General features: G+C 58.1%; 15 protein-coding genes. 7 read left to right on the top strand and 8 right to left on the bottom strand.

Going from position 1 to position 19,016, the window contains the following annotated elements:
- Positions 1 to 56 precede the first annotated feature (56 nt).
- Complete coding sequence (locus Pla52nx_RS11140; protein ID WP_146517890.1) at positions 57 to 2,135, top strand: peroxidase family protein; 2,079 nt, start codon at positions 57 to 59, stop codon at positions 2,133 to 2,135.
- Positions 2,136 to 2,234: 99 nt separating this feature from the next.
- On the opposite strand, the gene Pla52nx_RS11135 is transcribed toward Pla52nx_RS11140, so the two are convergent.
- Both Pla52nx_RS11135 and Pla52nx_RS11130 read right to left on the bottom strand, forming a co-directional pair.
- Positions 2,235 to 3,059 carry a ParA family protein gene (locus Pla52nx_RS11135; RefSeq protein WP_146517891.1) on the bottom strand — a complete coding sequence of 275 codons (825 nt, stop codon included), beginning with the start codon at positions 3,057 to 3,059 and terminating at the stop codon, positions 2,235 to 2,237.
- A 97-nt stretch (positions 3,060 to 3,156) separates the two neighbouring features.
- Positions 3,157 to 3,438 (bottom strand): hypothetical protein, encoded by a 282-nt coding sequence (locus Pla52nx_RS11130; RefSeq protein WP_231741585.1) that lies wholly within the window; start codon positions 3,436 to 3,438, stop codon positions 3,157 to 3,159.
- Between the two features lie 449 nt (positions 3,439 to 3,887).
- Here Pla52nx_RS11130 and Pla52nx_RS11125 point away from each other — a divergent pair, with 449 nt between their 5' ends.
- Both Pla52nx_RS11125 and Pla52nx_RS11120 read left to right on the top strand, forming a co-directional pair.
- Positions 3,888 to 7,820, top strand: a complete 3,933-nt coding sequence (locus Pla52nx_RS11125) for a S1 RNA-binding domain-containing protein (RefSeq protein ID WP_146517892.1) — start codon at positions 3,888 to 3,890, stop codon at positions 7,818 to 7,820.
- Positions 7,817 to 8,311: a hypothetical protein gene (locus tag Pla52nx_RS11120; RefSeq protein ID WP_146517893.1), complete on the top strand. Its 495-nt coding sequence runs from the start codon at positions 7,817 to 7,819 to the stop codon at positions 8,309 to 8,311. Before Pla52nx_RS11125 ends, Pla52nx_RS11120 begins: the two co-directional genes overlap by 4 nt.
- A 22-nt stretch (positions 8,312 to 8,333) precedes the next feature.
- Here the strand turns inward: Pla52nx_RS11120 and Pla52nx_RS11115 are convergent, their stop codons facing one another.
- Complete coding sequence (locus Pla52nx_RS11115) at positions 8,334 to 8,777, bottom strand: NUDIX hydrolase (RefSeq protein WP_146517894.1); 444 nt, start codon at positions 8,775 to 8,777, stop codon at positions 8,334 to 8,336.
- A 68-nt stretch (positions 8,778 to 8,845) separates the two neighbouring features.
- Here Pla52nx_RS11115 and Pla52nx_RS11110 point away from each other — a divergent pair, with 68 nt between their 5' ends.
- Together Pla52nx_RS11110 and Pla52nx_RS11105 are read left to right on the top strand one after the other, a co-directional pair.
- A complete protein-coding gene (locus Pla52nx_RS11110) occupies positions 8,846 to 10,162 on the top strand; it encodes a CCA tRNA nucleotidyltransferase (RefSeq protein WP_146517895.1) in 1,317 nt (438 codons plus the stop codon).
- Positions 10,163 to 10,346: 184 nt separating this feature from the next.
- On the top strand, positions 10,347 to 11,051 hold the full coding sequence (locus tag Pla52nx_RS11105) for a Uma2 family endonuclease (RefSeq protein ID WP_146517896.1): 705 nt from the start codon (positions 10,347 to 10,349) through the stop codon (positions 11,049 to 11,051).
- Between the two features lie 116 nt (positions 11,052 to 11,167).
- On the opposite strand, the gene Pla52nx_RS11100 is transcribed toward Pla52nx_RS11105, so the two are convergent.
- From Pla52nx_RS11100 to Pla52nx_RS11085, 4 genes are all read right to left on the bottom strand, one after another.
- Positions 11,168 to 11,938, bottom strand: coding sequence for a HEAT repeat domain-containing protein (locus Pla52nx_RS11100; protein ID WP_231741587.1), 771 nt, complete (start codon positions 11,936 to 11,938; stop codon positions 11,168 to 11,170).
- Positions 11,939 to 12,101: 163 nt separating this feature from the next.
- A complete protein-coding gene (locus Pla52nx_RS11095; protein WP_146517898.1) occupies positions 12,102 to 12,734 on the bottom strand; it encodes a response regulator transcription factor in 633 nt (210 codons plus the stop codon).
- 556 nt (positions 12,735 to 13,290) lie between these two features.
- A complete protein-coding gene (locus Pla52nx_RS11090; RefSeq protein WP_146517899.1) occupies positions 13,291 to 14,328 on the bottom strand; it encodes an LOG family protein in 1,038 nt (345 codons plus the stop codon).
- A gap of 14 nt (positions 14,329 to 14,342) precedes the next feature.
- Complete coding sequence (locus Pla52nx_RS11085; RefSeq protein ID WP_146517900.1) at positions 14,343 to 15,803, bottom strand: Na+/H+ antiporter NhaA; 1,461 nt, start codon at positions 15,801 to 15,803, stop codon at positions 14,343 to 14,345.
- Between the two features lie 386 nt (positions 15,804 to 16,189).
- On the opposite strand from Pla52nx_RS11085, the gene Pla52nx_RS11080 reads away from it, so the two are divergent.
- Positions 16,190 to 16,747, top strand: coding sequence for a hypothetical protein (locus tag Pla52nx_RS11080; RefSeq protein ID WP_146517901.1), 558 nt, complete (start codon positions 16,190 to 16,192; stop codon positions 16,745 to 16,747).
- Here the strand turns inward: Pla52nx_RS11080 and Pla52nx_RS11075 are convergent.
- Positions 16,741 to 17,778, bottom strand: coding sequence for a DUF3500 domain-containing protein (locus Pla52nx_RS11075; protein ID WP_146517902.1), 1,038 nt, complete (start codon positions 17,776 to 17,778; stop codon positions 16,741 to 16,743). The genes Pla52nx_RS11080 and Pla52nx_RS11075 overlap by 7 nt on opposite strands.
- Positions 17,779 to 18,037: 259 nt before the next feature.
- Here Pla52nx_RS11075 and Pla52nx_RS11070 point away from each other — a divergent pair, with 259 nt between their 5' ends.
- Positions 18,038 to 18,820: an AraC family transcriptional regulator gene (locus Pla52nx_RS11070; RefSeq protein WP_146518624.1), complete on the top strand. Its 783-nt coding sequence runs from the start codon at positions 18,038 to 18,040 to the stop codon at positions 18,818 to 18,820.
- Positions 18,821 to 19,016 lie beyond the last annotated feature (196 nt).

Below are 19,016 nucleotides of genomic sequence, written 5' to 3'. Positions count from 1 at the left end.
TCCCACGCTCCGCCAGCGCGTCCCTCAGACGCACTGACCTGTCCCAGGAGATCGCTATGTCCAGCGCTCGAAACCATCGTCGCCCTACGCAACGCAAACGTCCGTTGAATCTGCAGTCCTTGGAAAAACGACAACTGCTGGCCGCAGACATTGGGCCGCCCACGTTGCGCCCGCCAACGACGGATCAAGTCACCCAGGAGCAAGTCCAGGTTGCCATCGAGACCGAAGACGTCAACGGAGACGGTTCCGTTTCGTCGATCGACGCACTGATGGTCATCAACGAAGTCGCTCGACGGCGCAGAAACGGCCCCGCAAACAATGGCAATGCCACCGGTGGCAACGATGCGGGTAATGCGGTCGACATGGACATCAACCGTGACGGCAACGTGACGTCCCTGGACGCCTTGCAAGTGCTCAATCGCATGCGACGCGACCGCGGCACGCGTGACGATGGCCCCAACCAAGAAAGGCCCAACCAAGATCGACCCAACAGTCCACCGCCACGAGACATGCCTGGCCCCGTTGATCCGCAGACGGATGCCGAAATTCGCTCAATCGACGGTACCGGAAACAATGTGGAGCATCCCCAATGGGGAGCAACCGGCACCGAGTACATTCGCTTGGTCGATTCCGACTACGCCGACGGAATCTCCGAGCCATCGGGAACTGATCGCGCATCGGCCCGTGAAATCAGCAACGCGGTGTCGACCCAAACAGAGTCCATCGAAAACGATCGCGGCCTGAGCAGTTTGATTTGGGTCTGGGGGCAGTTCGTCGATCACGACATCGATTTGACCGCCGGCGGCGATGGCGAATCGTTCAACATCGCGGTCCCCCAAAACGATCCGTTCTTTGATCCACAGGGAACCGGCACCGCTGAAATCACTTTGACGCGATCTGGGGCCGCAGACGGGACCGGCGTCGACAGCCCCCGCGAACAAACCAATTTGATCACATCGTACCTGGACGGTTCGATGGTGTACGGATCCAGTGAAGCAGTCGCTGCGGGGTTGCGAGAATTCTCCGACGGCCGTTTGGCGACCAGCGAAGGAGACCTGTTGCCGGTCGATGAAAGGGGCTTCTTCATGGCCGGCGATGTCCGCGCCAACGAGAACGTCGCGTTGACTTCCATGCACACCCTGTGGGTCCGCGAGCATAATCGGATCGCCGTTGAGATCGCCGCGTCGGACGACTCACTGAGCGACGAAGAAATCTATCAAGCCGCACGTGCGATCGTGATCGGCGAGATTCAAGCCATCACGTTCAACGAATACTTGCCCGCCCTGCTGGGACGCGGCGCGATCTCGCCCTACAGCGGCTACGACGCGACCGTTGACCCCAGCATCAGCAACTTGTTCGCCACCGCCGCCTACCGTTACGGCCACACGACGCTGACATCGACGGTCCCGCGTTTGGACGATGACGGAAATGAGATCGCGGCCGGCAGTCTCGCGCTGCGTGACGCGTTCTTCGCGCCCGATGAGATCATCGAACATGGGATCGATTCGATCCTGAAAGGTGTCTCCACCCAAGTCTCACAAGAAGTCGACACGCAGTTGGTCGATGACGTCCGCAATTTCCTGTTCGGCCCTCCCGGGTCGGGCGGATTTGACTTGGCATCGCTGAACATTCAACGCGGCCGCGATCACGGACTGCCCGATTACAACACTGTGCGTGAATCGCTGGGAATGGACCGCGCCCGATCGTTCGCCGACATCACATCGGATACCGAACTGCAAGCACAATTGGCGTCGGTTTATGATTCAGTGGACGATATCGATCTCTGGGTCGGCGCCTTGTCAGAAGACCATGTCGAGGGCGCGAGTGTCGGCCCGATGTTACAACGAGTCATCGGGGATCAATTCGCCGCAATCCGCGACGGCGACCGATTCTGGTACCAGAATGTGTTTCAGGGCGAGCAATTGCGTGAGATCTCTCGCACCCGCTTGTCGGACGTGATCGAGCGGAATACCGAACTGACGTCGATTCAAGACAACGCGTTTGTGGTGACCGAAAAGCCACGCATGAATCAACCTCCAGATCGGCCACGTGACAGGCAAACTCGCGAACAAGTCTTCGACATGCTATTCACGCAGCTCGGCCAAGCCGAACGTACGTCAGGCTTTCCAGCCTGACCTACGCGCAACTGTACGTCAGGCTTTCCAGCCTGACCTACGCGCAACTGTCAGGCTAGAAAGCCTGACGTACATACCCGACGCACACAAACCGCCCCACTACGCGGCCATGCGTTGCGAGTCGCGTGCTTTGGCCGACTCCTGGGCAATCACTTCTTCTGCCAGCGATTGGTAATCCACCGCGCCGTTGCTTTGTGGGGCGTACTGAAAGATCGACTGTCCGAAACTTGGTGCTTCCGCCAATCGAATGTTGCGTCGAATGCGTGTGTCAAAGAACCGGGCTTGGTTGAAGAAGTCTTGAGCGTCACGGGTGGCGCCGAAAAACTCGTCGATGTCCGTGCTGACTTCGGCCGCCAAACGTGTGTTGGAATCGTACATGCACAGCATCACGCCGGAGAGACGCAAGCTGTTGTTCAGACGTCGCGAGACGACTTCCACCGTTCGCAGCAACTTGCTCAGACCGTGGAGCGCCAGGAAGTGGGGTTGCAGTGGCAAGAAGACTTCGTTGACGGCCACCAACGCGTTGATCGTCAACACGCCCAAGCTTGGAGGGCAATCGAGGATCATATAGTCGAACGGCTCATCGTCCTCGGCCAGCTTGTCTCGCAAGATCATCTCTCGGCCCACTTCGCCGGCCAGTTCCAACTCGGATGCGGCCAAGTCCAGATTCGAGGGGACCACGCTCAAGTAATCGCTGACCTTTTGGCGTGCATCGGCGACCGTGCATTGGCCACACAAGATCTCGTACATGCTCGGCTCGCCATCGTTGGCGGTGATGCCGAGATGCAAGGACGCGTGGGCTTGTGGATCCAAGTCCAACAGACAGACTCGGCGGCCTGATTCAGCGAGAGCGGCGGACAGATTGACCGAACTGGTGGTCTTGCCCACGCCGCCTTTCTGATTGATCACTGCAATGGTTCGCATGGTTACGTTTCGCTTCGCTGTGTGGCGGACGAATGAATCACCCGTGAGGGAGATTCGTGGAGGGTGCAATATCGAGCGACGAGGGTTTCACAAGTGTCTAGGCCGCGTCACTGATTCGGATTTTCTGGTAGGCGATCAGGATCTCGTGCAAATCCGCATCGACGTGGACCACGTCCTCGGCGAAATCCTCCAGCCAAAAGCGATTTTTTTCGTGGGCGTCCATCAGCAGGGGCACCAAAATTCGCAATGGCATCGTGCGTGTCCGTTTTTCCGCGATTCCCGTGATGCGGTCCAATTCACGCTCCTGTCGCGGATCATCGCCGCGAAACAGGGACAGTTGGGGCTGGGAGTCAGAAGGCAACGATTCGCGTCGGGGCATGGAGGTTTGCTATGAGAAAGGTGTTGTCGATTCCGTTTCTGCTGCCGTTGGCGGGTATTTCGCGTGGCGACACCCATCCATGGGGGTGCCAGGAACGATACGAACGACCCGCCGGCCAACTAGGTATCGACTTTGCGGGTTGGGGGAATTGAACGGAAACGGGAAATTGTTCCGACGAGACAGTTTCACGAGATTTTGGCGGCTTTCGGTGCCGCTTCCCGCCCGTGCGTCGGTTGACATCCATGCCGCGCGGCGCTATCTTCGCGCTTCGCGCACGTGGGGAAGGACTGCGGAGTTCCCCACGCCGGACGCTTGGCCTGTTCGCCAATGCAATCGGTAGGCCGCTATCGACTAGCGACAGGCCATACGCGCGATCAAGAGTAGCTTGACACCCAAAAACATCGACGCGTCCACCGCCGGGCTGCGTCTAGGAATGAGACCGACTGATCATGACTGTCGATCTAGATGCAATTGCCCGTCGTGGGCGTTGCGAAGTTGCCGGACTGAAACTCGCCCAACCTCTCCTGGAACAAGGCTACCAGCCTCCATTCCTGGCTCGCTATCGGCGAGATGAGCTGGGCGGGATTGATGAAGCCACACTTTGGGCACTCAAAACGGCTCTCGACGCTGAGAACTCTTTGGTGGAGTTTCGCGATGAGCTATTGAGCGCATGGGAGCAAACGCCGCTGGCGGATCCCTCCATCGGCAACGCGATTCGCAAGTGCAATTCACGCCGCACTCTCGATCGCCTGAGACGCCGATTGCGAGGCGAATCCGGTGACGGGGCCGCAAGCGACGCCAACCGCTTGGCCGTTCGTGTTCTCAATCCACAAAAAGGTGACGGCGGAGACTTCGCCGCCTTGGCCGGTGCCATCGACGGCATCAAAGACACCGATGCGGCCATCGACGGTCTGGATGACGCTATCGCCGAACGTCTTGCGGGCGACCCAAGAGTGATCAGCGCCGCCGTTCGCTGGTTGAGCAAGAACGCAAAGATCTACGTCTCCAGCGTCTCCGATCCCCACGGCAGCGACGACGACCACGCTGACGATGAATCCAACCACGACGACGAGTCGTCCGAATTACAAGTCTCACCCGCGTCGCAAACGACCAAGGCAACCGACACTGCAAAAGCGAAAACGCCACACAGTGACGCCGACGAAGTAGCATCTGCCTCAGCGGAAACTTCGCCAGAAACAACTTCGCCAGAAACAGCTTCGCCAGAGCAACCCTCTGCTGAGGACGCTTCAGAAAGTACCCCTGAGCCGGGTACAGAGACCGCTGTCGCTGCGGAAACTCCAGAAACAGAAGCCGCTGCTGAGACTCCCGAAACGGAAGCCGCACCTGCGGAAGCCGGCAGCAGCGAGCCTGAGGTTCAAACGGCACCGCCGGCCGAGACAACCGCTGAAATAGCGACATCCGAAGACAAACCGGCCCAAAGCGACCCAACAGCTCAGAGCGAACCAACAGCCCAGAGCGAAGCGAGCGACCCAACAGCCCAGAGCGAAGCGAGCGACCCAACAGCTCAGAGCGAACCAAGCGACCCGACCGCGGCGAGCAAACCGACGGCAACCAAGAAACCCGCCAAGCCCAAGAAGGCCGCGCAGCCGAAGAAGAAAAAGATCTCGCCTCGCCAACGACGCCGTCGCTGGTTGGTCAGCGTGCTGCAACCGCTCTCGGGCAAGCGAATTCCTGCCAGCAAGCTCAGCGCTTTCCAAGTCGTGATGTTGGGCCGCGGATTGCGAAGCCAAGTTGCGGTGTGCTCGTTTGAATACGATGCGGCAAAACTCGTCGCCGAAATCAAACACACCGTCGCCGGACTCAATCGTAACGCCGAAGAAAAACTTGGCGAGATCGTTTTGAACCACGAAGCCAACTTGCGGGAAGCCGCCGAGGGCGCGTGGTGGGACGAGCTTCACGAACGGGCTTCGGCTCGACTGGTGATGCTGGCCGCCGACCAGTTGCGTGGACAAGTCAATCGCGGCAGCGTCGATGCACAAATCGTGATGTCGATCGACGCCGTCGGACCTCGCACGGCCGCCACCGCAATCGTTTCCGCCGATGGACGTGTCTTGCACGGCGAAGACCTGCCCTGTCAGTTGCAGTCCAACCTGCGTTCCCAGGCCGTGGCGAAGATGGGTGAGCTGATCCACAAGTTCAACGTGGACCTGGTCGTGATCAGCAACGGTCCCAGCCGCCGCGCTTGTATCGTCGCTTTGGGAGATTTGATCAAACAGTCGCCTGACAGCTCGATTCGCTGGACACTGGCCGACCGCAGTGGTGCGGATGCCTACGCGGGCAGCGATGTTTCCAACGCCGAAATGCGTTCCACCCCGCGACGGTTCCGCGCCGCAGCTTGGCTGGCGTTCTCGATCCTGCATCCCGCGCAAGCGTACGCAAAGATCGATCCGCTGAAACTTCGCTTGGCTTCGTTCCAAAGCGAATTGTCCAGCGATGCACTCGCATTGGCTCTCGAAAGCGTCATGACCAGCGGCGCATCGCAAGGCGGAGTGGACGCCAACGCCGCACCGACGCCCTGGCTGCAACGCTTGCCCGGCATGAACGAAACGACCGCCAAAGCTCTCGATAAACGTCGACGCAACCAACCGATCGCCAGTCGCAGCGAATTGCTGGAACTGGAGGGATGGACGAGCGCCGCCGATAGCCGTCAAGCACTACCGTTCTTGAGAGTGTTCGGCAGCAGCGAAGTGCTCGATGGGACGCTGATCCATCCGGACGATTATCCCCTCGCAAAGAAACTGGCCTCTGCGCTCAACGTCGAGCTGCCTCCGGATTCCCCCCCCGGCTACGTGCCGCCAAGCTTCGAGACCGCACCGTCTCCCGCTGAACCGGGCTTGGTCGACGCAACGACGCCGCCACAGCCTGCTGCGATCGAGGATTTCAGCGAAGCCGGCGCGCAAGCGTCCGAGTTCAATGTCGATTTGCCACCAGAGACAGGTTCAACTCCGACAACCGACGCTGCGACAGAATCGGTCGCCGAATTGACTAGCGAAACCGCGTCCGAGCCAACGAGCAACGAAACCTCCGAGTCCGAACCAGCGTCGGAATCGAATCCCGATGTGACCACCGACGAAAACACATCGTCTCCCGGGGCTGATTCAACCGACACCGAATCTGCTGCGGCACCAGAATCGTCGCCCGAGACAGACGAAACCACCGATCAGCCAGCAAGTGCTAACGCCGACAGTGCTACATCAGACAGTGCTACATCAGACAGTGAAGCCGCTGACAGTGAAGCCGCAGCCAAACCGTTCCGAACGCCATTGCCCGAGAAGGCTCGGATCGACAAGTGCATCAAGGAATGGCAAGTCGGCACGCATCGGGTGAACCAACTGGTTCGCTGGCTCTGTGATCCCTTCGGCGATTCCGCAGTCAGCGCCGACCCGCCCGCAGTGCTGAAAAACATGCCGGCACTGAAAGCCTTGAAGCCAGGTGATCAAGTCGTCGGCGTCGTTGTCGGCGTGATGCCCTTCGGCGTCTTCGTCGAATTGGCCCCCGACTGCAGCGGATTGATCCATGTCAGCCGGATCAGCGACGGATTCGTCGAAGATCTGCATGAAGCGGTTCAAGTGGGCGATGTGCTGACCGCATGGGTCACCGGCATCGATGAAAAGCGACGCCGTGTCGCGCTGAGCACAATGTCACCCGAGCGTGAAGCGGAAGTGGAACGCGAACGTCAAGAACGCAAAAACGAATCGCCACGCCGCGGAGGACGTTCTCAGGGAGGACCTCGACAAGGCGGCCAGCGCCGCGGTGGTCAACCCGCCGCTGCAGGCGGCCGAACTGGCGGACAAGGTGCCGCACAAAGCGGCGGACAAGGTGCCGGACAGGGTGCCGGACAGGGCGGCGGTCAACGCTCCGGACCTCCCAAATCCGGTGGCGGCGGACGCTCCGGCCCCGGTGGCGGCGGTGGACGGCCTGACCGTAAAAGCGGCGGTGGCCGCGGAGGACGTGATCGCGATGCACGCGGTCGTGGACCCAAGAAGCCCGAATCGTATCGCGTGGTCGCCAAAGCGGAAGCCAAACCGTTGACCGATGCGATGCAGAAAGGCGTCGAGCCCCTACGTTCCTTCGGCGATCTGTTACAGTTCATGTCGGCTCCCAAAGAAACCGCAGTCAAAGAAAAAGAAACTGCGGCACCAACGGCACCGGAAAACAAAACGGAAAACAAAACGGAAAACAAGCCCGACGCGAAGTCAAGCGACAACACACAGTCGGATTCCCAGCCGGCCGATGTTGCCACCTCCCAGCCGGACGTGAGTGAGCAACCCGCTCCACAACACACGCCGGCGAACACGTCGACCGACAGCGTCACCAACGAATCCGACTCCAGCCACTCCTCGGACACCGCGAATCAATGACCGATGATTTTGAGTCACGATTGGAGTCGGCGATCGAGCGAGGCCAGCGACGTGGTGAACACTCGGCTTCCGAAGCCATGCAGAAGAAGCTCAGTGAAGAAGAACTACGCGGCATGCACACGTCGTTCCGACTCTCACTGTCGGAACGAATCGAGCAAACCATCCAAAAGGTCGCGGATCACTTCCCCGGTTTCCGCCAAGAATCCTTGTTCGGTGAAATCGGCTGGGGCGCTGCGTGCTACCGCGATGACCTGAGGATCGAGTCCGGAAAGCGGACCAATCTGTACAGTCGATTGGAACTGGTGATCCGTCCCTACAGCGACTTGCGTGTCCTGGACCTCAAGGGCAAGGGCACGGTGATGAACCGTGAGATGTTCAGTCGATCCCACTACGCGCCGGTCGAAGACGTCGATATCGATCACTTCGAGAAACTGATCGACGCGTGGGCGATCGAGTACGCCGAACAATACGCCGCCAAGAATCGAGTTTGAGCTGCTGCTGTAACGCGTCCGCTCAACGCCACGATGCGTCGATCTTGATCATCCCGGACTCCCACGCGGCCACAAACTCCGGCAAGCTGGGCAGCGCGTCGCTTGCGGAACGAAGCTCGTCGCGGGTGCACCAAAAATACTCCGCCACTTCATCCGGATTGGCCTTGGGTACCTGCGCCGGTGACAATTCTGCTTGCCACCACGCCAAGTTCGTCCCCCACGCGGTGACACTGCGATAGCACAGCCCGATCGGCTCGACATCGATCAGCAGTTCTTCTTGCATTTCGCGAACCAATGCCTCACACTCCGACTCACCTTCCTCAATGGTTCCCCCTGGCAGACACAACATTCCCGGAGCGGTCACCGTGAGCGACCGGCGAATGACCAGCATTCGCTCGTCACGCAAGATCACACCCACCACCCCTCGCTTGCGTCGTGTCGTCGGTCTTGCCTTGGATGAGTTCATGACGTTTTTCTAACGAACCGATCACGGGTTTGACAATCGCAAACCGACCCACGCGAGGAAGCCAAACTTTGTTTCACGAAAACCTTTTCCAATCCGCCCCCGAATGCTCACGCGGCTACCAGGAAGCCGTCAGGATCACGCGAGTGTTGGCTGACGCCGGTTTCGTTGCCTACTTTGCCGGCGGGTGCGTACGAGACGCGCTTCTGGGCCGAGCCCCCAAAGACTTTGATGTCGCCACCAACGCCACGCCGGAAACGATCCGCGAGGTCTTTGGACACCGACACACGCTTGCCTTTGGCGCATCATTCGGCGTGATCGGAGTCCTGCCGCCAAGACATTCCTACGCGGGTGATTCACACAGCGATGCCCCTTCGTCGGTCGTGCCGCCAGTGGTCATGCCAACAGAGGTCGCGACGTTTCGCAGTGACGGCGAGTACAGCGACGGACGTCGACCAGACAGCGTGCATTTCGGATCGGCAGAACAAGACGCTCTGCGGCGAGATTTCACCATCAACGGATTGTTTTATGATCCACAAGCCGACGAAGTCATCGATTTTGTGGGCGGACAAGTCGACCTGGAGCAAGGACTGCTGCGCACCATCGGGCAGCCCGATCAGCGAATCGACGAAGATAAACTGCGAATGCTGCGAGCCGTCCGCTTTGCAACCGTGCTGGGATTCGAAATGGAAGAATCGACGGCACGCTCGATCCGCGATCACGCGCACGAGATCACCGTGGTCAGCGGCGAACGCATCGGTGCCGAAATGCGCAAGATCATCAGCGCCCCGGCTGCCGCGGTGGGCTTGAGATTGATGCAGCAACTCGACCTGATGCGCCGCGTCTTTCCTGCTGCTGCCGATCATGATCTCTCCGAGCTGGATCCGTATCTGGATGCCTTGATCGACCGTCCGTTTGCCGACTGCCTGGCGTGTGTGCAAGTCGCCTTGGGGCTGGAGTCCGACGAACGCGTGAGGCGAGACTTGGTGCAGCGTTGGAAACTGACCAACGAAGAACTGCGTGTCCTGTCCGCGGTGGGCCGCAATTGGCGGCGAGTCGTTCAGCTCGACGAGTTGCCTTGGTCGCAAGCTCAACCGATTTTGTTGGACCGTGACATTCGCTCCACCGTCAACGTCGCCCGCGCCGTGGCGTCTGCCACCGATCTAAAATGGGCGGGTGTTCAGCGAGCTGCCCAGGTATTGCAGTGGCCAGAGGAAAGACTCAACCCGGCCATGCTATTGACCGGCGACGACTTGGTGGACCTCGGATTTCGCCCCGGGAAACAATTCGCGTTGATCCTAAGCTCCGTTCGCGCAGCGCAACTGGATGAGCAGATCACATCTCGTCAGGAAGCGATCGAGATGGCGCAGCAAATCGCGTCACAGTGATCGCTGTCACATACTTCCCCAGTTTGTTAAGCGAACCGGTCTACTGAGCGAACCAGTGCGTTGAGCGAAATTGTGTCTGGGGAGGAATCATGGGGACACAATTCGGACTCCGGACACTATGATGGAATCAGGTTTGCATGTTTGATGCCCATTGAAATCCGCACGACAAGTCGAAGGTCTGGCTATGGCTACCGAACTTGATTCACTCACAGAAAAACCCGAAGTCCAGGTCAGGCCGCAGCTTCGCAACGGAGATCGGATGACGCAAGCGGAATTCCTGCGGCGGTATCAGTCTATGCCTCATGTCAGCCACGCCGAACTGATCGAAGGACGCGTTTACATGCCATCACCCGTTTCTGCCGATCGTCATGGCGAGCCTCATTTTGACTTCATCACGTGGCTGGGGATTTATCGAGTCATGACGCCAGGCGTCGTAGGCGGAGACAATTCGACATTACAAATGGACGTTGACAACGCGCCTCAGCCGGATGGATATCTACGGCTGACGCAGCAGGCGGGTGGGCAGTCTCGTTTGGTGGACGGATACATCCAGGGTGCTCCTGAACTGATTGTGGAAATCGCGGCCAGCACGGTCAGTTATGACCTGCATGAAAAACTGAATGCTTATCGCCGCAACGGCGTGAAAGAATACGTGGTGTGGCGGACCGAGGATTCAGCCATCGACTGGTTCATTCTTGTGGAAGGCCGCTTCGACCGACATCCCGCGTCCGACGATGGCATTTACCGCAGTGAAGTATTCCCCGGCCTGTGGCTCGATTCAACCGCAGTGCTCAATGGTGACATGGCTCGCGTGCTGCAAGTTCTGCAACAGGGACTCGCCGATCCCAGCCACCAGGAATTCGTCGCCACCCTCGCAGCCCAGCAGTGATTGATTATGCCGACGCACGATCAGCAAGCGACGCATTCGTAGTGGACGAGGCTACGAGTCCCGCGCGACAGGACTCGTAACCTCGTCCACTACGCCCATAAATGATCGCTCGTTGCTCAACGCGTGGTCGGCAATTGTCCCGATGCCATTCGAACTTTGGCGTCATCGCCGTCCGGCGTCGGCGGGGTCGCTTTGTCCAAGGCTGCAATCCATTGCTGAGGCGTCGTGCCGTAGTTCTTTCCGGTCACGCCTCGCAGCGACGACATGGCCAAGCTCACCGTCGCGGGGTCTTGGTCGTTGAGCGCCAAACGCAACGAGTCCATTGGGATTTGTCCCTTGTGCTTTCCTAACGCAGCGATCGCTGCGTTCTTGACGTCCTGGTCGGTCTCGGTGCCGAACGCGGACGCCAGCAACTGAGCGGCTTGCGGTTCGGGACGCTTGCCCAGCCCGGTACAGGCCGACATCCGGACCTTCATGCTCTCATCATCCAACCCCTGCTCCAGCAACTCGATCGCCTGCGGTGTCTTCAGACGACTGGCGGCCAGCATCGACAAGTGCCGCATTTCCGCGCTCGGGTCATTGGCCATGATCCGACTGAGGTGCTTGCCCCAGAAACGCTGCCTTTCAATGGGCATGGTGCCGATCTGATCGGCCAGTTGCATGAGTTGTTCGCGACGTTCGTGGTCCGTCACACCAAGCTCTGCGTCTTTCCGCCATTCTTTCATCGTGAAATACGGATTGACGGATTTCAACGCGTACAACGGCCCGTCATGACACCCCGATTGCACCATCGCAGCCAACGCGACCAGCGGCAACAGGCCACGCAGCAGCGACTGTAGGGAATGACGAGGGCGATCGGATCGATGTCGGACGGTGTGAATAGTCACAAACGCTCCTGAGGATTCGCGTGGACGTTGATCGGCGGCTAGCGGTGAACGACGCATAAAGGCGCGCAGAGACCACTGGGAGCTCCTGCTGTATCAAACACTCGTCCGCTCAGCCAACATCACTTCAGCGGAAAGTTTCCGAGTTGCTGGCAAAGCCTACCGATCACTCCTCGATATCGTCGTCGTCGTCCGGCACGTTTGGGATTGCCGGATCCTCTGGAGCACGCTTACGCAGTTTGCGTTGCAACGACCGGCGGTGAATCCCCAGCCTGCGAGCGGCTTCGCTGATGTTGTTGCCACAATCGGCCAAAACCCGGTGAATGTGCTCCCACTCGTTGCGAGCAAGCGAGGGTGCGGGAAAGGACACCGCGCCCTTGGGCACCGATGGCTCATCGCCACGGACAAAGGCTGACAATATGTCGTCAGCATCTGCCGGCTTGCACAGAAAATTAACGGCACCGGCACGAATCGCGTCGATCGAGGCCGGAATGCTGCCAAAACCAGACAGAATGATCACGCGTGTGTCTGGTTTGATCATCAGCAGTTTTCGCAACAAATCCAGTCCGCTGCGGCCGGGCATGCGCAGGTCCAACACCGCCAGATCGGTCGGGTTGCGACGAAACACCTCAACGGCTTCGTCAAAATTCCCCGCCGTGGAGACCGTGAACCCACGCTGCTGGAGCGCCAACGCCAATCGGTCTCGCAAAATCACCGTATCGTCGACCAGCAAGATGCTCTCGGCACCGACAACGGCTGAGTTGTAAACGGGTGCGATATCGCCGCCTGTCTCGCTCATTGCCTGTCGCTCCACTGTTGAATTCTGACAAATACCCGGCTCACGCGAGCCCTCAAGTCATCCATTGTAGCCGGATGACGAAAAATGAAACCCCGTGTTTCTCTTGGGCACCCGAACGCGGATTGGATTGGCATGCGCAAGTTTTCTCCCTACGCCGAAGGCGTTTAACAACATAGCCCAGGGTTAAAGCCGTCATTCGCTTTGGCGAATTGACGCTTTTGTACCTCACTCCCGCTCCGATTTTGGCGGCTTCGCCGCCAAAATCGGAGCGGGAGTGAGGTGAGAGTCGATCGCGTTTTCAACCCAGGGTGGCGGTCCCGCTCGTTTCACTCGCGGGAACCTTACCCTGGGCTATGTTGTTGAACGCCTTCGGCGTATGTTCCAAATGGAGGAACAAAATCGGCGTATTGATCGAACCCATGTTCTAAGACTGGACGATGCACAGCCATAAATCTCGTCTTTACCAGCACGACGCGCAAGCGAGTGAGTCGCGAAATTCACTCGCTTGCGCTTCGTGCTCGTATTCTTGACTGTCAGAATTCTAGACGGCGTCGCCTCATGGCGCGTTGACCGTGTCGATCAGCATTCTCAATCGACTCAGCGCACGGCGATTGAATCGAAACACCAATCGTGGCATGTCGGCCAATTCGGGCTCCCCTTCCTCCTCGGGCAACGCGCCGGTTTGCTCAAACTTTCCAGACACCAAAATGTCCGCAAATTTTGTTTGCAACTCCTCCATCTTTTCGCCGCTGAGCTTGTCTTTCAATCGCAACACCAAGCGATCTTTGACATATCGCATGCTGTGATAACAACGATAAAACCTTAGGATCTCTTCGATCGCAACATCCACATCATTGGTGATCTTGTACAGGTTCACGTCTTCGGGGCTGATCATTCCGCCTTTGAGCAATTGCTTTTCAAAGAAGACGCCCAGGTCACTCCAGTAGCTGCCGCCGGGATGATCCAACAGCACCAGCGGCATCATCGTTTGTTTGCCCGTTTGCATCAGCGTCAACGTCTCGAGCGCTTCGTCCAACGTCCCGAAACCGCCCGCGCAACAAACCACGCCACTGCATTCTTTGACGAACATCAGCTTTCGCGTGAAGAAATACTTCATCGTCACCAGCTTGGGGTCGCCGTCGATGAACGGATTCGCTCCTTGCTCAAACGGCAACATGATGTTCAATCCCATGGACGCTTCACGGCCGGCGCCCTTGTGTCCGGCTTCCATGATTCCGCCGCCGGCACCGGTGATCACCATCCACCCGTGGGATGCCATTCGCTGGGCAAGTTCAACCGCCGTCTGGTAGTCGGGATGATCTGGCTGCGTCCGCGCTGAACCAAAGATCGTGACCTTGCGACGCCGACGGTACGGGCGAAAAACCTTGAACGCATATCGCAACTCGCGCAACGTCCGCGACAGAATTTTCAGATCGCCTCGCGCGGTGTCGTCACGTTCCAAGCGGTCGATCGTGTGCCGCATGACTCTGAACAAATCGTCCGACTGAACCGTCGTTATCGGCTCGTCGGCCGGCTGCGGACGATGCAGCTCGTCTTCACCAATCGCTTCACTGGGCAGATCTTCTGCGTGCATGCTTGCTCTCTCCTCTACTCGTGACTGCTTGCATTCGTTGCGTCCCCGTTTGTGGACTCGCTGGATGATTCGTCGGAGGACCCAGCGACCGACGCATCCAAGTGGTCGCCGGGACGCACGCCCAACATTTTGCCGATCAGAATCGCCAACGGCGCCGCAGCAAAACTCAACAACGCTCCCATCTTGACCGAATCCTGAATATCACCGGGCACTTTGAATGCAGCAACGGACACGAACAAGGCGACAGTAAAACCGATGCCGGCGACCATGCCCAGGGTAACAACATGTCGATAGTCCATCCCGGCAGGCTTCTGCAATCGCAGCCCTTTTTCGGCAAACAACGTCATCAACGTGATCCCCACCGGCTTGCCGACGAGCAACCCGACAACGACCAGCCAAGTCCCCGTTCCCAAGCTGCTCAGCACCACACCGGCATTGGCCAATCCGAACAGACCGAGGATGCATTCCACGGGCGTTTTCCAAAAATGCTCGAACTCGTTGAGCGTGTCGTCGCGATCCAGTTCCTCGCGGGCAAAGATCCCCAGGTCCGTAAACGCATGCGGCAACAGCGGAATGATAGGAACCAATCCCAGTGCCGGGTGAATGTGCGCCTGATAAAATGAAAACCAACTCAAGATGCCCGGGCCGAGGAAGTAAACCCAGTGCGAATGAACCTTCATCCGCTTGAGCAAGTACGCCAGCAGCATCGCTCCGACGGTCAAAAGCAACCAATAGGGATTGATCGGTGCCGAAGGATAGAACACGGCCAAAATCAACAAACCAGCCGCGTCATCGGCGATCGCCAGCAACAACAAGAATGCGATCGCCGGGTGCCCCGCCCCGAAAATGAAGCGTGCCACGAGATAACTGAACGCGATGTCAGTGGCGCATGGAACCGCCCAGCCTTGCCCCAAGACATCGTGCGTCCCGGTGATGTAACCACCGGCAATGTAGAACGCAGCCGGTCCAACGATTCCGCCCAAAGTGGCCAGCAACGGCGTGGCCGCTTTTCGCGGGTTGGACAACGCGCCGCCGGGCAACAACGACTCCCAAACCTCTTTCGCCGCAATCGCAAAGAACAACGCCATCAAGACATCATTGATGATAAACGACAGGTTGTACCAATGGTGATGGCCTTCTGCGGCTGCCCCCTTGGCGTCGCCGCCGTGCCCTGACTTTTTGGGTTCCCCTGTTTCGACAGCGTCAGGTGCTCCCGTCTCTGCTGGTGCAGGGGCCAAATCCGTCGCGACGACGTCATCCGTATCGTTCGTCTGGGTTTCTGCGTCGTGTGACGGATGATCACCGCCTCCCCACAGCGTTCGCACGTCGTAATGGATGAAATCTTGGTAGCTGGTGCTGTTGTTCTTGTGCGCAACGTTGGCCCAAATGAGGGCGATCACAGCGCCACTGACCAGCAGGAGCGAATTATCGATCAGGAATCGAATCATTCCGTTGTTCTTGGTTTGTCCGGACATGGACCTGGCAAAACGTATGGAAGGGGGAGAAACGGGTGGATCTGGGAGAACGGGAGCGGGGAATATAGTGGCTGATCAGATCCAAGGTGAGGTCACTTGCAAGGACGGCGTCGATCTGGCAGCAAGAAAACGAGAGGAAATCCTGTAACGCAGAGTTTTCTTGTCCGCTTGGCCGGGAAGAAAGCACTGCCTAGAGCGTTCAGTAACACTGCCTAGTGCATCATCCGGTCTTGATTTTGGGGTTAGCCGTTTTGGCGTTAGCCACGGTTGTGTCACGAAAACCGTGGCTAACGCCAAAACGGCTCATCTACCGAACCCACGTTCTAAGACTGAACACTGCCTAGAGCGTTCAGTTGCTCATCGCACCCGCCACAGGAGCCATCCCCATGCAATCCAAAACCTCAGAAAACCCTCTGATGGGCTACGTCGTAGTCGCGGTCGCGCTGATCGCCGGCTCGCTCGCCGCCAGTGTTTGGGGACAAGCTCCATTGCTCGGCCAACCCAATGACGAGGAAAAAGACCCGATCGTGCTGGTGCAATCACCCGACGAAGCCGATCGGCCCGTTCGCGACGACGCACAACACCACCACGACGCAACACGGCACCACGAAGCACCGCTGCAGGTGGCACCGCAAACCGCGTACCAGACCCGCTGGCTGCTGGGAGTCGTTGCCCAGCCGACCGATGCGGGATACGTCATCCAACGCACCGAGATGGAAAGTGCAGCAGAACAACTCGCCTTCAAACCGGGCGACCGAGTGATCGCCGTCAACGGCCAACAGATCGGCTGGATCGGTCAGAAACTCGTACCGCTGCGTGAAACCCTGCAGCACGCCGGCGGACGGCACGGCAAAGTAAGACTGCTGATCCAAGACTGCCGCACTGCACGGCTGAGCGCCGTCGCCGTGCAGCTTCGTTCACTCGGATCGCATTTGGGTCACTGATTGTCCAAATCAAAGTCACCACTGACATCCCGCCAAACACTATGAATATGGTTGGCGGGGTTGCCGGCCGCGTCGGCTTGCGTGTTCACAAACTCGATCAAAAATCGTTTGCCGCGAACTCGATAGTAGTGGCCGATCCCGGGTTTCAGGGCACCGGCCCACGCAAAATGGATGCCTGCCTTGCCATCTTCCTCGATTCGCTGACGGCGTTCATCGGCCAGTTTTTCCGGAACCGCATTGATGTACGTATCGATCAATTGCGTCAACAAACGTTGGTTGGTTTCGTCCATTTCGACGTACGGCACGCCCTCAGGTTCACCGACGGACACTTGTGCTTCACCGGCAAAACGCAGTTCTTTGGGTGCCTCATCTGCGATAATGGCGGCTTTCTGCTCGTTCTTGCCCAGTCCGTTGATCAAGTCAAACGCGAGTTGCTCTTCGTCTTTCAGTACCCGTGTGCCCTTGCCAAGCGGCCCGGAGACGTCGTTCATGATCGTTGCGGGATTGGCGGCAAAGAACTGTGGCGTCGAATCGGCGATCTTGCCGTCACGGAAACTGAAGTTGAGCGACATGTGGTGACCTTCGAAACTCAGGCCCCACGGCTCGGCATCGCCGGGCGTGCCAAAGATTGTCACGAAATACTTTTCCGGGTCGCGTTCCCAAGTTCGACCTTTGCCCTCCAGTTCTCTCAATACGCCTTCCAACAACATGATCTTGCTGGCCTTGTCGTATCCGGCTTCGCTGAGCGTTGAACGCACCAGTCGCAACGCGGCGGTACGCTGGGCAACGTTCATCTCGCGAAGCACAAGTCCCTTGCGAGTCTTTTTGGGGATAAAGTGCCAGTCGACGCGTTGTTCTGAATCATAGGGCATCACGGCGATCTTCTTTTGATCTTCGGTCAAGGACTCCAAAAACGAGTTCGCATACACGGCAACACGTTCCCCCGGATCGTCGCCCGTTTTAAGCCCCAGTGCGAACAAGCAGAGGCACAAACCACAAATCGCGGGAATAGAAATTCGAACCAGTCGCATCACGGATTCTCTCGGACGTAGGAGGGGAGGGAGAAAGCTTGGTGGGAAATCGAGCCGTCAGTGTACGCGACAACGCCGCCCCCGCCCAGATTCCTACGCGCCGCGAAACGGCTCCCCATTCAGGACTTATCGGACGCATGTTCTGAGGACGTCACGACTTGGTGTGTCCGCAATCTTCCCCAACTATGCCTACAGCAACCTCGCCGTTAAGCTACTGTTCTGTTGAAAGTCAGACATGCGTTTTTTTCCAGCTGATTCGATGACCGACACCGCAAACCCTCCCACTGGCAATCCGCTGCGTCTCCAGCAAGAGTTCTTACAGCGAGTCGGACCGTCACAACAGTTTCATCTGCTGTTCGAGCATCTGCCCGACGTTTATTTCTTTTTCAAGGATGATCAGAGCCGTTTGCTTGGAGCCAGCACCGCCATCCTGCGCCGACTGGGGCTCAAAAAAGAACAGGACATCATCGGCACCACGGACTACCAGTATTTCCCCGCGCACATCGCCGACACATTCGTCAAGGACGATCGGAATGTATTGCAAACCGGCCAGCCGTTGATCAATCGAATCGAGATCTGGTACACGGAACACCGTCTGTTGGATTGGTTTGTCACCACGAAACTGCCGATCCGAGATTCGCGAGGAACGGTCATCGGGGTCATGGGGACCGTCCGCAGCTACGAAGGAAACCGCAAGGAAATCCAGACGTTTTCTCAGATCGATCAAGTCGTCAAGTACATCCGAGAGAATCACCGACGAAAGATCACTGTCAATGAGTTGGCTGAACTGTCAGGTGTCTCGGCGCGTCAACTCCACCGCCGCTTCATCGAACTCTTTGGGATGAGCGCCCAAGAGTTTTTGGCGAAAACGCGAATCAAAGCCGCCAGTGACGTCCTGCTGAGCAGTGATCGCAGCGTCGGCGATATCGCAGCCGAGTTCGGTTTCTGTGACCAAAGCGCCTTCACGCAGCAATTCAAAAAGCATGTCGGCGAAACGCCGCTGCATTTCCGACGTCGACACGTCGGTCGCGCAAGTGTCTAAGCTGTTACTAGTGCATCGTCCAGTCTTGATTTTGGGGTTAGCCGTTTTGGCGTTAGCCACGGTTGAGTCGCGAAAACCGTGGCTAACGCCAAAACGGCTCATTTATCAAACCCACGTTCCAAGACTGGACGATGCACTAGTGGTCTGGGACAACTTATTTTTAGCGTAGTGGATCTTGTTAAAGATCCTGTAGCGG

This window comes from Stieleria varia, from assembly GCF_038443385.1.
In the GTDB taxonomy this organism is placed as follows: domain Bacteria; phylum Planctomycetota; class Planctomycetia; order Pirellulales; family Pirellulaceae; genus Stieleria; species Stieleria varia.
Note: the sequence above shows the minus strand (reverse complement) of the source record. Positions and strands in the feature narration are given on the sequence as shown.

Bases quoted from the DNA above. Each gene is read 5' to 3' on its own strand.
- Pla52nx_RS11140 (WP_146517890.1), top strand. From the start codon at position 57: ATGTCCAGCGCTCGAAACCATCGTCGCCCTACGCAACGCAAACGTCCG.
- Pla52nx_RS11135 (WP_146517891.1), bottom strand. From the start codon at position 3,059: ATGCGAACCATTGCAGTGATCAATCAGAAAGGCGGCGTGGGCAAGACC.
- Pla52nx_RS11130 (WP_231741585.1), bottom strand. From the start codon at position 3,438: ATGCCCCGACGCGAATCGTTGCCTTCTGACTCCCAGCCCCAACTGTCC.
- Pla52nx_RS11125 (WP_146517892.1), top strand. From the start codon at position 3,888: ATGACTGTCGATCTAGATGCAATTGCCCGTCGTGGGCGTTGCGAAGTT.
- Pla52nx_RS11120 (WP_146517893.1), top strand. From the start codon at position 7,817: ATGACCGATGATTTTGAGTCACGATTGGAGTCGGCGATCGAGCGAGGC.
- Pla52nx_RS11115 (WP_146517894.1), bottom strand. From the start codon at position 8,777: ATGAACTCATCCAAGGCAAGACCGACGACACGACGCAAGCGAGGGGTG.
- Pla52nx_RS11105 (WP_146517896.1), top strand. From the start codon at position 10,347: ATGGCTACCGAACTTGATTCACTCACAGAAAAACCCGAAGTCCAGGTC.
- Pla52nx_RS11095 (WP_146517898.1), bottom strand. From the start codon at position 12,734: ATGAGCGAGACAGGCGGCGATATCGCACCCGTTTACAACTCAGCCGTT.
- Pla52nx_RS11090 (WP_146517899.1), bottom strand. From the start codon at position 14,328: ATGCACGCAGAAGATCTGCCCAGTGAAGCGATTGGTGAAGACGAGCTG.
- Pla52nx_RS11085 (WP_146517900.1), bottom strand. From the start codon at position 15,803: ATGTCCGGACAAACCAAGAACAACGGAATGATTCGATTCCTGATCGAT.
- Pla52nx_RS11080 (WP_146517901.1), top strand. From the start codon at position 16,190: ATGCAATCCAAAACCTCAGAAAACCCTCTGATGGGCTACGTCGTAGTC.
- Pla52nx_RS11075 (WP_146517902.1), bottom strand. From the start codon at position 17,778: ATGCGACTGGTTCGAATTTCTATTCCCGCGATTTGTGGTTTGTGCCTC.
- Pla52nx_RS11070 (WP_146518624.1), top strand. From the start codon at position 18,038: ATGACCGACACCGCAAACCCTCCCACTGGCAATCCGCTGCGTCTCCAG.